At 59.8% G+C, this 16562-nt stretch carries 12 protein-coding genes; 4 read left to right on the top strand and 8 right to left on the bottom strand.

Features of this window, described 5'->3' with window-relative positions; genetic code table 11:
- Positions 1–50: 50 nt before the first annotated feature.
- Positions 51–1199 carry an aldose epimerase family protein gene (locus tag AC6CIA_RS22710; protein ID WP_498315297.1) on the bottom strand — a complete coding sequence of 383 codons (1149 nt, stop codon included), beginning with the start codon at positions 1197–1199 and terminating at the stop codon, positions 51–53.
- A gap of 138 nt (positions 1200–1337) precedes the next feature.
- Between AC6CIA_RS22710 and AC6CIA_RS22715 the strand changes: the two genes are divergently transcribed.
- Positions 1338–2120 (top strand): SDR family NAD(P)-dependent oxidoreductase, encoded by a 783-nt coding sequence (locus AC6CIA_RS22715; RefSeq protein WP_498315299.1) that lies wholly within the window; start codon positions 1338–1340, stop codon positions 2118–2120.
- A gap of 54 nt (positions 2121–2174) precedes the next feature.
- Here the strand turns inward: AC6CIA_RS22715 and AC6CIA_RS22720 are convergent, their stop codons facing one another.
- Together AC6CIA_RS22720 and AC6CIA_RS22725 are read right to left on the bottom strand one after the other, a co-directional pair.
- Positions 2175–2510 (bottom strand): DUF1652 domain-containing protein, encoded by a 336-nt coding sequence (locus AC6CIA_RS22720; protein WP_498315301.1) that lies wholly within the window; start codon positions 2508–2510, stop codon positions 2175–2177.
- A gap of 192 nt (positions 2511–2702) precedes the next feature.
- On the bottom strand, positions 2703–3206 hold the full coding sequence (locus tag AC6CIA_RS22725; protein WP_498315303.1) for a DUF4142 domain-containing protein: 504 nt from the start codon (positions 3204–3206) through the stop codon (positions 2703–2705).
- Positions 3207–3474: 268 nt separating this feature from the next.
- Here AC6CIA_RS22725 and AC6CIA_RS22730 point away from each other — a divergent pair, with 268 nt between their 5' ends.
- The gene (locus tag AC6CIA_RS22730; RefSeq protein WP_498315305.1) at positions 3475–4887 is read left to right on the top strand and encodes an FAD/NAD(P)-binding protein; all 1413 of its coding nucleotides are present in this window, start codon (positions 3475–3477) and stop codon (positions 4885–4887) included.
- A gap of 502 nt (positions 4888–5389) precedes the next feature.
- Here the strand turns inward: AC6CIA_RS22730 and AC6CIA_RS22735 are convergent.
- From AC6CIA_RS22735 to AC6CIA_RS22750, 4 genes are read right to left on the bottom strand one after another with little or no spacing between them, the layout of a single operon-like run.
- A complete protein-coding gene (locus AC6CIA_RS22735; protein ID WP_498315307.1) occupies positions 5390–6652 on the bottom strand; it encodes an efflux RND transporter periplasmic adaptor subunit in 1263 nt (420 codons plus the stop codon).
- The gene (locus AC6CIA_RS22740) at positions 6642–8123 is read right to left on the bottom strand and encodes a TolC family protein (RefSeq protein ID WP_498315309.1); all 1482 of its coding nucleotides are present in this window, start codon (positions 8121–8123) and stop codon (positions 6642–6644) included. The genes AC6CIA_RS22735 and AC6CIA_RS22740 overlap by 11 nt, the downstream gene beginning before the upstream one ends.
- On the bottom strand, positions 8116–9315 hold the full coding sequence (locus AC6CIA_RS22745) for an ABC transporter permease (RefSeq protein WP_498315311.1): 1200 nt from the start codon (positions 9313–9315) through the stop codon (positions 8116–8118). The genes AC6CIA_RS22740 and AC6CIA_RS22745 overlap by 8 nt, the downstream gene beginning before the upstream one ends.
- Positions 9312–10019, bottom strand: coding sequence for an ABC transporter ATP-binding protein (locus AC6CIA_RS22750; protein ID WP_498315313.1), 708 nt, complete (start codon positions 10017–10019; stop codon positions 9312–9314). The genes AC6CIA_RS22745 and AC6CIA_RS22750 overlap by 4 nt, the downstream gene beginning before the upstream one ends.
- 355 nt (positions 10020–10374) lie before the next feature.
- Between AC6CIA_RS22750 and AC6CIA_RS22755 the strand changes: the two genes are divergently transcribed.
- Both AC6CIA_RS22755 and AC6CIA_RS22760 read left to right on the top strand, forming a co-directional pair.
- Complete coding sequence (locus AC6CIA_RS22755; protein ID WP_090221415.1) at positions 10375–11130, top strand: TetR/AcrR family transcriptional regulator; 756 nt, start codon at positions 10375–10377, stop codon at positions 11128–11130.
- A gap of 453 nt (positions 11131–11583) precedes the next feature.
- The gene (locus AC6CIA_RS22760; RefSeq protein WP_498315315.1) at positions 11584–15321 is read left to right on the top strand and encodes an immunoglobulin-like domain-containing protein; all 3738 of its coding nucleotides are present in this window, start codon (positions 11584–11586) and stop codon (positions 15319–15321) included.
- 75 nt (positions 15322–15396) lie between these two features.
- On the opposite strand, the gene AC6CIA_RS22765 is transcribed toward AC6CIA_RS22760, so the two are convergent.
- A complete protein-coding gene (locus AC6CIA_RS22765) occupies positions 15397–16476 on the bottom strand; it encodes an FUSC family protein (protein ID WP_498315317.1) in 1080 nt (359 codons plus the stop codon).
- Between the last annotated feature and the right edge of the window lie 86 nt (positions 16477–16562).

Genomic DNA, 16562 nt, shown 5'->3' on the forward strand with positions numbered 1-16562 from the left:
AATGAGGCGTGCTCGACCCGCGCCGATTGAAGCGAGGTTCAATGACCGACTCAGTCGGTAGAGAATTTGAACACCGTGTGTTGCGTATACGTCTGCCCCGGATCCAGCCGCGTCGAAGGGAAGTTCGGCTGGTTCGGCGCGTCAGGGTAGTGCTGGGTTTCCAGGGTAAACGCGCTCCAGTGGTTGTAAGTCTTGCCGGCCTTGCCCTTGACCGAACCATCGAGGAAGTTGCTGGTATAGAACTGCACGCCCGGTTCCGTGGTGTAGAGCTGCAGATGGCGCCCGGATTGCGGATCGTGTACCTCGGCGGCCGGTTTGCCGAGATCACCCTTGGCATCCAGGACCCAGTTGAAGTCGAAGCCACCTTGTTTCGGCTCGGCGAATTTCAGCTGGGGATGATCGTCCTTGATGTGTTTGCCGATGGCGGTGGGTTGCAGGAAGTCCATCGGGGTGCCGGCGACCGGGGCCAACTCACCGGTGGGAATCAAGGTGCCGTTGACCGGCGTGTAATGGCTGGCGTGCAAGGTGGCGAGCTGGTTGAGGATGTCGCCGTTACCGGCACCGGCCAGGTTGAAATAACTGTGGTTGGTGAGGTTGAGCACCGTCGGTTTGTCAGTGGTCGCGGTGTACTCGATGTGCAGCTCGTTTTTATCGTTGAGACGGTAGGTGACCTGGGTTTTCAGGTTCCCGGGAAAGCCCATTTCGCCGTCCTTGGACAGGTAGCTCAACGTCACGCCCACCGAATCCTTGCTCTTGACCGGTTCGGCTTGCCAGACGCGCTTGTCGAAACCCTCGGCACCGCCATGCAGCGCGTTGGGTCCATCGTTGAGCGGTACCTGGTACCGCTTGCCGTCCAGTTCAAAGGCGCCTTTGGCCAAGCGGTTGCCAAAGCGTCCGATGGTGGCGCCGAAGAAGGCGGTTCCACTCTGGTAGCCCTGTACATCGTCAAAGCCCAGGACCACGTCGTCGAGCTGGCCGTTTTTATCCGGCACGATCAGGGATTGCAGGACGCCGCCGTAAGTAATGACCGTGGCTTGCATGCCATGACTGTTACGCAGCACGTATTGCTCGACGGCGGTACCGTCGTTGGTTTTGCCGAAAGGTTTGTGTTCGCTGGACAAGCCGGCGGCCTGGGCGCCGAGGCTGGCCATCATCAGGGACAGGCCAAGGCTCGAAAGCAGGTGTCGAGAGTGTGGCATCGTTGAACTTCCTTTTGTTATTTTGAATGGAATAGTTCTACTAATTTTCAGATATAGTGCGATTGCTCTGCAAATTTATAGCGTTTCTTGGCTTTTTTGCAATATAAAATAAGACTAATTGGTTGGGGTGAGCATTTTATGAATAATCAAGAAGTTGCCGGTTCCCAGGTGGTGTATGCCGACCTGAAGGGTAAGACTGTCCTGGTTTCCGGTGGCGCCTCGGGGATTGGCGAAGCACTGGTGCGCGCCTTTGCACAGCAGGGCGCACACGTCGGATTTGTCGACATGGCCCAAAGCCAGGGCGAGCAACTGGCTGCCGAGCTGTTGGCCCACGACCATCGCGTCGAATTCGTGCACTGCGATGTCACCGATGAGCACGCCTACAAAACCGCCATCGCCCACATCGCCCACGCGCTGGGGCCGATCACGGTGTTGATCAATAATGCCGCCAACGATGTACGGCACAGCCTGGAAGACATCGATTCGGCGATGTTCGAAAAACTGATCGGGGTTAACCTCAAGCACGCGTTTTTCGCCAGCCAGGCGGTGGTTCCGATGATGAAGGCCGCGGGGCAGGGCGCGATCATCAATCTGGGGTCGATCGGCTGGATGATGGCGTCCGGTGGTTACCCGGTGTACGCAGCCAGTAAAGCGGCGACCCACGGCATGACCCGCGGCCTGGCGCGGGAGCTGGGACCTTGGCATATCCGGGTTAACACGCTGGTGCCGGGATGGGTCATGACGCAAAAGCAACTGGCGCTCTGGGTCGATGACGCGGCACGGGAACTGATCAGTCGCAGCCAATGCTTGCCGGGCAGTGTGCAACCTGAGCATATCGCCCATATGGCGCTGTTTCTGGCTTCTGACGTGTCGGCCATGTGTTCGGCGCAGAACTTTATCGTCGATGGCGGCTGGGTTTAGCCCCAGCGGTCGCTCCGCGGCTCCCGGCAATGCGCCGGGGCCGCTGCCACCGGATCATCTGCCGGCGTAACGCGAAGGCGAGCCGTTGCGAGTGTGCTGCCGAAGGTCGGCTGCGCCTGATCGGCTGGTCGCATGACCAGTCGTTTGCGGCGAACGTGTGGATATCAGCTCGTAGCGAGCCTTGGCAATGAGGTCGGCAACAGCCCTGAAGGAGTTTAAGTCGCTGAGGGCAATACCGCTTAAATGAAGAGTCAGCGCCGGGTCGGCGTGACAGGTCAAATCGATGCTCAACGTCTTGCCGTCATGGCATTCGCAGATGCAGTGGTCGGGCTGGAGCGCTTTTTCGATCAGGCTTCTTATTTCAAGTATCGACAGTCCTAAATGATTCATGACGCTTACCCTGTGGATTTTACGGTGAGTCGTGGGCGCCCGAACTGACATCGTCGGCGCGTTGCACACGGGCAAAAAAGTAAGCGTGTGTTAGTTAAGAAGTCAGAGAAGGAGCAAGGGTTTAATAAAACCTTAAAGAGTGCCGACGAGTGGTCAGGGCACAACCCCGCGACTGCGGGGATGCCCGTCGTCTTATTTGGCGTACTGGCCCTGGAGTTTTTTGGCCATGTCTAGATGATGCTGCAGCTTGGGCAGGGTTTTCTCGGCAAAGGCCTTGAGCTCGGGGTGATCCGAGGATGCGGCCTCTTTCTTGAACAACTCGACGGTCTGTTCATGAGCCATCACTTGGTTGTTGGCGTAGGCCTTATCAAAGGACTCGTCGCGGATTTCGAGGATCATCTGCTTGGCTTTGGCGGTGAGCGAGGCATCGTCAGGCACTTCAATATCGAGTTTTTTGGCAAGATTTTTGAGTTGTTGATTGGCTTCGCGGTGATCGCTGATCATTTGATTGGCGAACGTCTTGATGTCGGCGGAGCTGCTTTTCTCGAGGGCCAATTTGCCACTTTCAATTTCGTTGATGCCACCTTGCGCCGCTTCTTCCACGAAGTTGTTGGAGGCGGCGGCCATGGCGCCCTGAATACTGGCGGCGATGAGCAGGCAAGACAAACCTATTTGTTTTATCGGTAATTTGTACATGTCGTTCTCCAGGTTTTGGTGCGGTCAAGGTGCCGCTATTTTTTCGAACCGGGAGGTGGGGCAAAGGTTTAGTTTATTTTCGATTTCCGCGCTGTTCAGGTCGCGTACTCAGTTCGCGTCGCGCTTATGAGCGACGAATGGATTATCAACGTCGCACTCGACTATGCGTCGCAGGCCGCTTGCCGGATACTGCGAAATATTCAGCGGCACCGCTGCCGGGTTGTAGGTGCACGACATCTATTGGGCGAGACAGTAAGGGCGCATGTTCATGAATGAAACCGAAGACGGACAGGGGATCCGCACCGCCAATGTGCTGATCATCGGCGGCGGCTTGAGCGGCACACTGCTGGCGGTGCAACTGCTGCGCTTGCCTGGCGCCCGGCAGATCCTGGTGATCGAGCCGCGCGACGAGCTGGGTCGTGGCGAAGCCTACAGCGCAGTGGAGTTGGGCCACACCTTGAACGGCAATGCGGCGCGCATGAGTGTCGACCCGGACAATGCCGATGATTTGACCCAATGGTTGACCGCCCATATCGCCGCGGGCGGGTGGCCGGAGTCGGACCGCCAGCACGTGCCCGTCAGCGAACTGTTTCCGCCTCGGGGGCTCTTCGGCCTGTACGCGCAACAGCGATTGGCTGAGGCCAAGGCGCTGTCGGCGTCCCGCGTCGAACACATCCGCGCCGAAGTGATCGACGTGCAGGTGGACAGGTCCTCGACCTTGCTGACCTTGGACAACGGCGAGCAGCTACGGGGTGATTGTGCGGTGTTGGCCACCGGTATGTTCCCGGCGGCGCGCACGCCGCAGACCTCTTCCAGCGGTTTGAACGCGGCCGCCGTCGACCCCTGGGATGTGGACGCCATGCGTCAACTGGATCCGCAGTCGACGGTGCTGATCATCGGCTCCGGCCTGACCATGGTGGATGCCGTGGTGTCGCTGGAGCAGGCCGGTCATCGCGGGCCTATCGAGGTGTTTTCCCGCCACGGCCTGTTGCCTCATGTCCGTCGCCAGCCCCCGGCCTGGGAGGACTTCCTGGCTGGGGACCAGCGTCTTTGCAGCCCCCTGCAATTAATGCGGGAAGTGCGCCGGCAATGTCGGCGTGCGATGGCGCAAGGCATCGACTGGCAGGCGCCGCTGGACACCGTACGGGTACACATCGCGCGCTTGTGGAGCCAGGCCAGTGAACGGCACAAGCGTCAGTTCGTGCGTCATGTACGGCCCTGGTGGGAAAGCCATCATCACCGCTCGCCACCCTTGAGTGCAGCGTTGGTGGAGCGGTTGCATGGGGAAGGGCGGTTGCGCATTCAAGCCGCGTCGTTCCAGGGAGTGGAGCCGTCGGCGAATGGTCAAGTTACCCTGCGTCTGCGCCGCCGTGGCGAGTTGCATGCGACATTTGTCAGTGGTTGCGCGTTGATTAATTCCAGTGGTATCGAGTACGACTGGCGCCGGGTTGCCCGGCCGCTGCCCCGACAACTGCTGGCGCGTGGCCTGGTTCAGCCAGGGCCGCTGGCGTTGGGGATCGCCGCGGATGAGTCCGGCGCGGTGCTGGATGTGCAGGGCATCGCCAGCGAGCGACTGTTCGCCATGGGGCCGCCGTTGCGCGGGATGTGGTGGGAAAGTACGGCGGTGACCGATGTAGCCTTGCAGGCCAAGGCGTTGGCGGCGCGATTGGTCGCGGGTTGAAGATTGCTCGCCCCCCACCCAAGCCCCTCCCCAAAAGGGCATAGGTATCTACACAACTTTGCCTCAACGCTTAAATCCAGGCAGATAGGGCTGTTGTGGCGAGCGGGCTTGCCCCGCCTTGGACTGCGAAGCCGTCCCAGTAAGCCGAATGCGGTGTATCAGAGACTCCGTAGCGGCTGGTTTTTGGGACTGCTTCGCAGTCCAAGGCGGGGCAAGCCCGCTCGCCACGGGGAAATTCGTCAGTTTCTGAAAATTGGGTATACCTATGCCGACGGGGCGAGGGGCTGACCGAAGTGTGCTGAGAACATTGGCGACCTGAAAAACCCTCTTGATTGTGGATTCAAAGCCGCTCTTGCAGGTCGGAAAATGTCTGAAATATCCCCCAATCGGCCCCCTCTCCCTCCGGGAGAGGGCTGGGGTGAGGGGGCGATTTCATCGGTTGCCCGAGCCCCCAGGCACCCCGCAGTCAACCTCACCGCCTTTGATCAACCGCGTCCCAGCCTCAACCCCCAACCTTCACAAACCCCGGCTTGAGTCCAAACACTTCCACCCCCGACGCCGTGGACTGCCCGGTGGTCACCGTCACTCGCTCCACCGGCTTATCCATCGACTCCCGGTATTCCACGCTCATGTCAGCCGCATCGCGACGAATCGCCTGGGCCGGGACAATGATTGCCTGGTCATTGCTGTAAGTGACGATGGTCAACCTTGCGCTCATGCCCAAACGCACCTTTTGCAACTGCTGCGGGGTGAGCGTGGGGATCGACAGTGTCACCGGGAACTGTGCACTGCCCTGGCTATCGTTGGACAGTGCCAGGCCGCTGACCACGCTGACCGAACCGTTCAGGCGTTCGTCGTCGAAACCATCGCCCATGACTTCCACGGCCTGGCCTTGGTGCAATTGATTAATATCCAGTTCCGAGACGTTGGCGACGATTTTCAGGCGTTCGATATTGGCCAATCCGAACAGCACCTGACCTTGGGTGACTTTAGTGCCAGCCTGTACCGGGACGTTGTTGCTGCTCGAACCCGGCGGTCCGTTGCTGCCCGGCGCGGGAACGATGATGCCGGAGAATGGCGCCTTGACCTCCTTGCCATCGAGCAAAATGCGCAAGGCCTCATATTTCACCGTGGCGTTGGTCAACTCCATATCGGCGATCTGGCGGTATTCGCCTTTGCCTTGTTCCAGGGTCTGTTGCAGTTCACTGCGCGCCGCCGCCAGGTCCAACTGTTGCTGCCGGGCCTGCTGCTTGAGGTCGTCCAGTTCATTGCGCGGAATGATGCCGCGCTTGAACAGGTTTTCGCTTTCGGTGAGCTTGCGCTGGGTATTGCTGGCGGCCATTTCGGCGGTACGCAGACTGCGTCGGGCGCGACTGACTTGCTGGCCGCTGTCCCAGTCCTGCATTTCCTGCACCGTGCGGCGTGCCTTGAGTTGCGCGGAAAGCGCATCGCGCAGTTGTACTTCGAGGGTCGCCGGGTCCATGCGCAGCAGCACTTGACCGGCGTCGACGCGTTGACCCTGCTCAACCAGATTGGCCTGCACGTTGCCGTCAAATGGCGCGGTGAGGATGAGGGTGGTCTCCGGTTCGATCTTGCCCACCAAGCCAATTTGGTGCACCAGTGGATCGGGCTTCACCGCCAGCCATTGCTCGGCGGCGTCGGCTTGTGCGGTGGCAGGCGTCTGGTGGTTGACCAGCGCGATCCCGGCACATGCCAGCAGCACCAGCAATACAGCGCCCGACAGGCGTTTTTGATTAGTAGTCATTGAGGGCGATTTCCCAACTTTCGAGTGTCATGCCCAGGGTCAGGTCGAGCTGGGTCTGGGCATTCAAATAGGCAATCAGTGCATTGAGGCGAGCATTTTCGGCGTTACGCAGGTCGGCTTCGAAGCTCAGCACCTGGAAGTTGGTGGAGCGTCCGGCACTGAGTTTATCGCGCTCGATGTCGATCTTGCGCCTCGACAGTTCGACGGCGCGCTGGGCGATTTCATATTGGCGCCAGCGAGTGCCGAGGTCGCGTACCACGTTGTTGACGTTGCGCTCCAGTTCCTGGCGGGCATCCGTGATCAGAATGGCCTGGTCCTCTACATTGACCCGTGCGCGAACCTCGGCTTGGCGGGTGCTGATGTCGCCGATCGGAATCTGCACCTGGATCCCGGTATAGCTGTCCCAGCGCCGGTTATGGGTATTGCCGGTAGCGTTATCGGTGACATCACGCACTTGATTGGCACCTGCCACCAGGTCGACCTGCCAGCGTCCGGAGTCCTTGGCAATCACCAGGTTGAGGTCGGCTTGTTGGCTGCCGAGCAGGGTGGCGAGGTATTCCGGTTGCTGGGCCTGCGCCAGATTGAAGGCCTGGCGCTTGTCGATATCCATGCGCGAGGCTTCCAGGGCCTCGCTGGCGCGGATCGGTGTCGACAGGTCCAGCGCGAGCAAGCGCAGGAGGCTCAGGCGGCTGATGTCCAGTTGGTTCTGGGCTTCCTCGACCCCCAGTTGCTGGGTGGCAATGTCGGCTTCGGTCTGGACGATTTCGAACTCGGCCATGCGCCCCGCATCGATCAGCGCCCTGTTCACGTCCAACAGCGCCATGGAGCGCTTGAGCGCTTCCTGACTGATGCTCAGTTGCTCCTGGGAACGCAGCAGCTCCCGGTAGGTGGCAATAATCTGACTGATGGTCTGTGCCACGTTTGCCTTGAGATTGAGACGGTTGGCCTGTTCCGCCAGGCGCGACAGGCGTAGCGGGGCGGTGGTTGCATCCCATCCGGCGCCGCGCATCAGGGGCTGGATGATTGCCAGGTCGAGGCCGTCGCTGCGGTAGCGTCCGGCACGGTCGGCGTTGTTCAGTTGCTGGGTCCAGGCCATGCTCAGTCGGGTACCGTATTCTCCCAGCAACGTGGCGGCTGGCGCCAGGTTGGCGTTGCGGGCACGATCTTCGGAGCCCTGGGTGCTGCGGTAATAGCTGTTGAGCACCAGCTTGGGGTTGAACGTGTCTTCAGCCACCCGCAGGTCGAACTTCTGCGCCACGCGCTGCAGGTAGGCGCTGCGAATGCGCGGGTTATTGCGCAGGCCCAGATACACCGCATCACCGAGCGTCAGCGTGGTGACCTGGGCGTTGAGAGACACGCCGCGCTCATAGCCGCTGCGGGTAATGGTCGGGGCCGACGGGCGCAGCTCCCTGTCGGCGGCAACGCCGGGCAGGCTCAACAGGGCAAGGATCAACAGCAGCGGTTTATTCATCGCGCAACGCCTCCACCGGTTGCAAGCGTGACGCCGAGATGGCCGGGTAAATACCGAAAAATAATCCCACCAGCAAGGTGCTGCCCACGCCCAGGGGCAGGGCGGCGACGGCCAGGGAAAATTGCCAGCCCGACAGCCAGGCATAGAGGTAGGCGGCGCTCATGCCCAGCACCGCACCGCACATCGCACCGACGGCGGTCAAGGTCACCGCTTCCAGCAGGAACAGGTTGCGGATATCCCGCTGGCGAGCGCCAAGGGCCATGCGAATCCCGATTTCCCGGCGTCGCTCCGAGACGTTCATCAACATCACATTCATCACCCCGACACCTCCGCCCACCAGCGAGATGGCGCCCAGGGCCAGCAGCAGATAGGCAAAGGTGCGGCTCTGGCGGGTCATGCCATCGATCATTTGTTGTGGCACCTGAATGTCGACGTCATGGTCGGTGAACTGCGGCCGCAACGCGGTAGCTGCCTCTCTGGCGACGCGCTCCATATCCTGGCCGGAGGCGGCGCGGATTACCACGCTGCCGATCTGTGGTGTCGGATAGATGCGGCGCATGCCTTTGGCGGGAATGAACAGCGAGTCGTTGGCCTGCACCGGAATCAGCATCGCCCGGGGCTGGTTGTGGAGAATGCCGATGACCTCGAACAGATAGTCATTGATCCGCACGCGATCACCCAGCAGCAGCGGGTCGCCCGGTGCGCCCAAGGCCTGGGCAACGTGTTCGCCGACCACGGCGTAGGTTTGCGCGTGATCGAACTCGGAAAGGAACCGGCCTTCGCGCAGCGACAAGCGCATGGCGTCCTTGAGGTCTGGCGTGCTGCCTACCAGGCTGGCGTTGGTGGTACGGCCATGGAACACCACGGGGCCACTGAACAGGCTAATGGCACCGATATGGGCAATTTGCGGTACGGCTTTACGCACCGCCTCCAGATCCAGGCTGGCGGGTCGCGGGACGCTGCTGTTGCCTTTGGGTGGGAACTGCGCCACCAGGGTGTCGGTGCCCATGTCCTTGAAAATCAGCGCGGCATCTTCGGCGGCGTTATGGCCGATATTGATCAGCGCCACCACCGATGAACTGCCGATCACGATCCCCAGCAGTGCGAGGATCGAACGCTTGCCCAAGGTCCGCAGGCTGACGAATGCTTCGTGCAGTAATTGGCTCAGGCTCTGTTCGACCCGCAGATTCATAGGCGCCCGGCCTCCTGCACGACGCCGTTGCGCACCAGAATCTTGCGATTCAAGCGTTCGGCAATGTGCGGGTCATGGGTGACGATGATCAGCGTGACGTGTTGTTCGCGATTGAGGGCCAGCAGCAGGTCCATGATTTCCTGGGCGGTGTGGCTATCGAGATTACCGGTGGGTTCGTCGGCGAGAATCACCGACGGTGCACCCACCAGCGCCCTGGCAATCGCTACCCGCTGGCGCTGCCCACCGGAGAGATCGGCAGGGCGATGGTGGGCGCGCTCGGCCAGGCCGACTTGATCGAGCATGTGCAGGGCGCGCTCCAGCGACTCATGGCGCGATACTCCGCGATAGCTCAGGGGCAGGGCCACATTGTCCAGGGCGCTGAGACGCGGCAGCAGGTTGAAACTCTGGAAGACGAAGCCGATCTGCTGGTTGCGGATCGCGGCGAGCTGATCGGGTGTGGCACTGAAAATGTCGTGGCCGGCAAAGCAGTACGCTCCGCAGTCGGGCAAATCGAGCAGGCCGAGAATATTGAGCAGGGTACTTTTGCCGGAGCCGGAAGCTCCGAGGATGCCGCAACTGTCGCCGCTGGCGATCGACAGGCTGACGTCATTGAGAATCGCCAGATGCTGCCCGGCCAATTGATAACTTTTGCCGATGCCTTGCAGGGAAATGAAGCCTGGGAGCGGTGGGGTGCTTGTCATCATGACTACGCCTTGCGCTACGGCGATCCGAGCCTAACCCTGAAAATTCTTGTAACAAGTTCCGGGGGCGCGGGACGGCTGCCAATAGCTGGATTTTATTCTTGTTTTTAAAACATTGTTTGAATAGTAACCTTGATCACCGGGCTTCGCCAGCCACAGAGATAGAGCGGTTTTTCTTGCCGCGCCCAGCAAGAGAGTGGAGGAAAAACTCTGGCAGGTGTTTTTGGAACACCGCTCATGACGCCCCCGGCATGGCCTTTGGATAGTATGGCGCAGTGTCACTACTTGCTTTCGATCAACGGCCCCGGTATAAAAAATCAAAATTATTTTTAAAACAATATTCCGCCGTGGAACTGATATGGCCGTGAAGAAACTCAGTGCTCCAAACGTTACCAAGACCCGATTGCTGGACGCGACAGAGGCTCTTTTCATCAAGTACGGTTATGACGCCGTCCTGCTGCGACAGATTACCGAGAAGGCCCAGGTCAATCTCGCGGCGGTGAACTACCACTTCGGGGACAAGGATTCCCTGATGAAAACCCTGCTGATGCAACGCCTGGAGCCGCTCAACGAGCAGCGCCTGGAGTTGCTTGCGCGGTGCGAGGCCGAATCCGATGGGCCGCTGGATTGTGACACGTTGCTCGGCGTGTTGTTCGCGCCGGCCATGGGCATGGAGCGTGCCGACCCGGCCAGTGGCGAAGGGCGCTCCTTCATTCGTTTCCTGGGGCGCGTCTACAGCGACACTTCGCCGTTTATCCAGGAATACCTCAAGGTTCACTACCAGCCGGTTTTCCAGCGTTTTTTCGAAGCGTTCGCGCAGGCTTTGCCGGACCTGCCACGTAATGAGCTGGGGGTGCGCCTGCAATTTGCCCTCAAGGCAATCTCCGGAGTCATGGCCGGCACCGAGCTGCGCTTGCTGATGAACTCCATGAGTCTGGGCCGCCCGGCCACCGACGCCGAAGTCATGGCCAAGCTGATCACCCTGGTCTCTGCGGCCATTCGGGTACCGCAGCAAAGTCCGGAAGCCGAATTGGCCTTGGCGCGGGTACTCGATACGCAGCGCGCCATTCGCGAGCAGGCGGCGATGCCCGCACCCGGCAAGGTAGCCCTTTGATCGACTGCAAGCCGGCTCGCAATGCGCGGGCCAGCTTCATGGATACGCCCCCGCGGACGCCGTCAAACCACGCGCAAAAAAAAGCCCGCTGGGGCGGCGGGCTTGATGTGCAGCGTTTGTAACGGATGAGGCTTCACACTACGGGCCCGGGTGTGAATAAATCGTGAAAAAAATGTCGGACAAAGTGTAAACACAGGTTATCGGTGCCGACGGCGATTTCGCGGAGCAAGCTGTCGGGCATACCTTCTGTCGCCACTGTCAATTCTGACAGGTAGACGCTACGGTGGTTCGGGTATTTGATCGACTTTGGCGCGTGCTTTATCCGCACGCGGTTCAACTTGGAGTTCGATCATGCCAACTAAATCCGCCGATACTGGACCCGAGCCAGTAGAGAGCAAGACTGCCAGGCCGGTCGCTGTCAGGCCACAACCCGTAAAAAGAAAGCCCCCCGAGGTGAAGGAATCGCTGACCCGTCCAGGCGTGATGATTCTCGAAGACCTGGACTCCCCCTACACATCCCCCCAGCAGGTAGTACCGGTAGACGGCGCCGCGTATGGGGTGGGCATTCGTCATATTGAAGAAGGGCTGGACTTCGTCTTCGAGCGCTGGACGAAGCTCAATGTCGGCGATACGTACTTGATCTGGATGAATGGCAAGATCGCGGCCTCGAACAAGGTGCAGCCGTCAGATGTGGGCGACCAGCGCTTTTTCTTGAACGTGCCGCGAAGTCTGGTGGAGCTGGGCTTCGTTCCGGATGTCTACGGCGAGGTGCTGAGGGTCGGCTCCAATACGTCCAGCACGTCCATTCCCCAAATCGTGTTCGTGAAGGAAACGCGGCCGGGTGGAGCCGATGAGCGCCCGCAGGAGAATTGGCACTCCAAACTGATCCTTACCTTGTCGGATACAGCCATCGGTGCCGATATGGACGTCACTGCAACGATCAAGGCCTGGGAGTTCATGCGGGTCAACGATCTGGTGATGTTCTATTGGGGCGCGGAACGTTTTGACGTGCCACCGATTACCGCCGATCAGGTGGGGAAGGACCTGGAGTTCGTGATTGGCACAGACTTCCTGAACCTGGTGGGGAGCGGTCATTTTGTCGTGCAGTTCTACCTGTATGACGAGGTGCGTAACCGCTCCGGAGAATTGCAGCCCTGGTGCAAGCCGGTGCCGGTGCAGGTGGATCTGGAACTGGAGCTGCTGCGCCAGCCCGAAGTGATTCAGGACAATCTGATCACCTCGGTGGTAGACGCTGACTCACTCACCACGCTGCCTGTGTTTGCCGAAGTGGAAGTCCCACGCAGGGATCCGGACTTCCTGGTAGGCGACTATATTTATCTGACGGTGCAGGGCACCACCGCCGACGGAGTGGTGGTCACTGAGTCCTTGCGGCAACTCGTCGACAGGGTGCCTAAGTTTTACGAGTTTTCCATCAGGAATGACCTGATCATCTCCCTGATTCAAAGCACGATGACTGTCTCTTACGTGCGCGAACGCGCAGGCGAAGATGATCTCCCCTCCAGGAAGACCACCGTCTCGGTGGTCGGGACGCGCTATGAGTTGCCCCGGCCCGACGTCCTGGAAGCCGTTGGATCGTATATTCCGCCGGACCTTCCGCGCATTACCGCGGCCATGCCTGATTACCAGCCACCGGGCGGTGCCGGTGATTCCCTGGAGGTGGTCATCCTGGGTAAACACCTGGACGGCACCTCAGAGCGTGTTTCGTCTACACGGCTGGCCGGCTTCCATCCGCGTACCCGGGACTTTTTGAACGCCGAGTACATGCGTTTCGAGGGACTGCGCGAGAGCAATGTCCACTATAACGTCAACGGAGCCATCGGGCTTCGGGAGTCGGACCGCCGATGGGTGCAGATCGGCCGTCCGCCCAGGACCTTGCCTGCACCGGTCATTCTCGAGGCGATCAATGGCAACGTCGATCCGGTTACCGTTGGCAGTACCGGTACCCTTGAACTGGGTACACCGTTCAAGGGCGGTGATTGGGTCACCGTCAAATACACGGGGTCACTCGGCGGCGAACTGGAGCTTGATTACCATTTGTTCGAGGACGCCGAACCGCTGATTCTGGACATCCCCAAGTCATTGTTTACCGATAACGTGGACGGCACGCTCACCGTCAGTTACTGGATCGATCGTTTCAACGTTCTTCAATACTCCGAAGAACTGCAAGTGACCGTCGGGACCGCGTTGGGCGAGCTGTTTTTACCCGAAGTACTGCAGGCCACCACTGAACCCGATGAGCTGGATCCGGCGGTGGTCTGGCCGGCTGGCGCGACGGTCAGGGTCCGCTATGAGCAGATTAAGCTCGCCGACCAGGTTGAAGTCAGCTGGAAAGGGCTTGCGGGTAGCGGCACCCATTACGAAATCAAGGACGGCCAGAGCGGCGACTTCATTGACTTCACGATTCCGACCGAGGCGATTGGTTTCAACATCCATCCCTATGGCCGGGATATCGAGGTGTCTTTTCAAGTGATCCGCAACGGCTATGCAACGCCTTCGCCGGTGCTGAGCCTGCGCTTGCTGTCGTTGCACCGCCTGCCTGGACCATTGATCGACAGCATCGGCGAGAGTGCCGTGTTGGAAATTCCGCGCCTTGAAGACTTGGACAGGACCCGTGTGCAACCGTGGATGTATGCCCACGTGGATCAGCGTATGTGGTTGCGCTATGAAGGCACCTTTATCGACGACACGCCCTATGATGAAGAGGACCTGCGGGCGCGTCCCGTCAGCCCGGCCGAAGTGTTCGACGGTCTTGCCAGCTTTTCCCCAGTGACCCGCTTGCGCAACCTGAAAGACTGGACGCCGTTGACGATCAGCTTCTGGGTGGCGTTCAACCAGAGCAATTACATCGACGACGCGGTGTTGTTTGACGTCAGGCACCATATGATCCAGCGCGAAGTCAGGACCTTCCCGCATCCGGCGATCAACCTCTCCACGCCTGCCACGGGCGCAAGTGTTTCGATTGATCCGATAGTCTCGGAAAACAAATGCCAGGTGCTGGTGACCTACGAGGACATGAGCGGCCAGGACCGGATTACCCTGCACTGGATTTACGCGGATGGCACCATCCCGTATATGCAGACCCAGAACGGTCTGGCTGGCGGAACGGTGACGTTTAATATCAGCAACGCGATCCTCGGCACCAGCGCTGGCAAAACCATCAACCTGCATTATTCGGTGGAACTGGGAGCGGGCGGCTCGGCCAATTCCGAGGTGCAGACCGTGGTAGTCAAAGACATCCAGTCGGCCAAGTTGCCAAGGGTGTTGATCAATCGGGTAGCCAACGGTGGCAGCCTCAATCCTCCCGACCTTCCGGGCGATGCCATCGCGGCCTCGCCGAAGTGGCCGTTAAGTGTTGCCGGGCAGCGTGTCTGGTTAAAAGTCACCACCTCGGCCGTGGGGATTTCGCCGCTGGTATTGCTGACGAATCATGCGCTCACTGGGGCAGAGCAAGCCAACGGTTTGGCGAATATTCCGGTGAGCCGCGCCTGGTTGCTGGGTTTGCCGAATAATGCGCGCGTCACCGTGCACATGAAGGTCACGTTTGACGGCAGTGAAGATGAGTCCCAGGCGGTGGCGTTCCCCACCACCGAATACATCATTTCGCTGCTCAAACCGCTGATTTTTGATCAGAGCTCAGTCTCCCTCAATGGACGCACTTACTTGATCCCGGGTAACTCCTCCACGTTGCCGACGTTCGACTCCAGCAACTCGATTCGACGCGTGGCCTCCGGTGGCACGCCCAATTATATTTATTCATCCAGCGACACCTCGGTGGCCGTCGTGGACTCCACGGGTTACGTGACGGTGCGGGGTAACGGATCGGCGATGATCAGCGTGCGTGACGCTTCCGTACCCGCGCAAACGCGCAGCTTTACGCTGTATGTGAGCGGCGTTGTGCTGTGCTATGGCCTGGGCCAGGGCACCAAGACCGACATCAACAACCGGGCCAGGAGTCAAGGCGTGCGCGTGGCGTCCCTGAGTGAGTTGCGTGATCTAAGTCGCGCTTATGGCAACCGTTGGCCAATGGGTAACGCGCCTTACTGGTCCAGCACCTGGTCCCATAACTTCTTCTTCTTTGATTACTGGTGGGGGAGGAACATCGTCAGCGGGTCGGAAGGCACCTACAAACAGTGGGTATTTAACCAACTCCTGGGGGTAGGGCTCAGATAATACAAACTGCAGGCAATTAACCGGGCAGCTCGTGTAACAACAGGCTGCCCGGTTTTTTTTACACCGCCGGTGTCCCTAAATCTTCCAGTGCCTGGACGTTTTCACCAGCCGCTGACGCATGCCATCGATGTTCGCCGCCAATTGCAGGGTCAGCAATCGATAACCGTCCGAGGCATTGTGGACTGGAACCGCCAAGCCCGCCTCGGCCGTCGGCGTGCCGCTGAGGCGTTCAAGACGCTGGGTCGCACCCGATTTCAGGGCCCTTGCCATGCCAATCAACTGCACCCGGATCTGCCGATGCTCAGCCTTGAGTGCCAGCTGCATCCGCGCCATGGCCTGTGCGTCCCGTGGATCAGGACGCGTATTGCCGAGAATCTCCAGGGTGCTGATGCACATCCGCAAGTGGCGCTGGATCGAATCCAGTTCGGTCATGGACATCCGTACTTCCTTGGACACCGATGGCATCAATGAACGCAGTTGCAGCATGACCGCATTCAAGCGGTTGAGCAGCTTGAGGTGTTCATCGTCGGTCATCGACTGGCCATTGATCGTCCGGCTGTAGAGCGTCGCGCAATCGCGTAGCGCGCTGGCCAGGTTGTAACGCCAGGAATACACGGCATACAGCGGCAGGGCGAAGGAGAACGCCAGGGCCAGGGCGATGCCGATCAGAATGTCGACGGTGCGCCACAAACCATCGGACAGTGGATTCTCACCATGCCCGGCGACGATAAATACGGTGATGCCTGACAGTAGCGCGGTGTACCCGCCTTTGCCGATGGCGTGATAGGAAAAGAACCCGCACACCACGGACATCAACAGATAGGTCAGCAGCGGCAAGCCCAGGTAGGCCTGTTGGGCGACCAGCAGCAAACCGACGCTGGCACCGATCAGCGTGCCATAAGCGCGTTCGACGGCTTTCTTGCCGATATTGCCGTGGTGCTGCAAACCGCCGATCACCACCAGCATCGTCACCGAGGCCCATTCGCCGTGGGGCAAATTAAGGCCGGTGGTCAGCAGGATGGTTGCCAGCAAGCCAATGGACACGCGGATCGCATGGATCAACTTGGCGTGACGATAGCGGCGATAGGGGTCGAGTAGCGGACGCAGCAAGCGCCGGGCAAACGGGTGCAGGCGTACAGCGGGAAGAAACTTCATTGGTCAAGACGTCCCCAGCCCACCGTAGGAACGAGCTTGCTCGCGAAAACCTCAAGGACACTGCGTTTATCCAGATAACACGCGCT

This window comes from Pseudomonas sp. GQ91 (assembly GCF_059758795.1).

Excerpts from the sequence above, each read along its gene's own strand:
- AC6CIA_RS22750 (WP_498315313.1), bottom strand. The coding sequence starts at position 10,019 with ATGATGACAAGCACCCCACCGCTCCCAGGCTTCATTTCCCTGCAAGGC.
- AC6CIA_RS22735 (WP_498315307.1), bottom strand. The coding sequence starts at position 6,652 with ATGACTACTAATCAAAAACGCCTGTCGGGCGCTGTATTGCTGGTGCTG.
- AC6CIA_RS22710 (WP_498315297.1), bottom strand. The coding sequence starts at position 1,199 with ATGCCACACTCTCGACACCTGCTTTCGAGCCTTGGCCTGTCCCTGATG.
- AC6CIA_RS22740 (WP_498315309.1), bottom strand. The coding sequence starts at position 8,123 with ATGAATAAACCGCTGCTGTTGATCCTTGCCCTGTTGAGCCTGCCCGGC.
- AC6CIA_RS22725 (WP_498315303.1), bottom strand. The coding sequence starts at position 3,206 with ATGTACAAATTACCGATAAAACAAATAGGTTTGTCTTGCCTGCTCATC.
- AC6CIA_RS22745 (WP_498315311.1), bottom strand. The coding sequence starts at position 9,315 with ATGAATCTGCGGGTCGAACAGAGCCTGAGCCAATTACTGCACGAAGCA.
- AC6CIA_RS22730 (WP_498315305.1), top strand. The coding sequence starts at position 3,475 with ATGAATGAAACCGAAGACGGACAGGGGATCCGCACCGCCAATGTGCTG.
- AC6CIA_RS22765 (WP_498315317.1), bottom strand. The coding sequence starts at position 16,476 with ATGAAGTTTCTTCCCGCTGTACGCCTGCACCCGTTTGCCCGGCGCTTG.
- AC6CIA_RS22720 (WP_498315301.1), bottom strand. The coding sequence starts at position 2,510 with ATGAATCATTTAGGACTGTCGATACTTGAAATAAGAAGCCTGATCGAA.
- AC6CIA_RS22715 (WP_498315299.1), top strand. The coding sequence starts at position 1,338 with ATGAATAATCAAGAAGTTGCCGGTTCCCAGGTGGTGTATGCCGACCTG.
- AC6CIA_RS22755 (WP_090221415.1), top strand. The coding sequence starts at position 10,375 with ATGGCCGTGAAGAAACTCAGTGCTCCAAACGTTACCAAGACCCGATTG.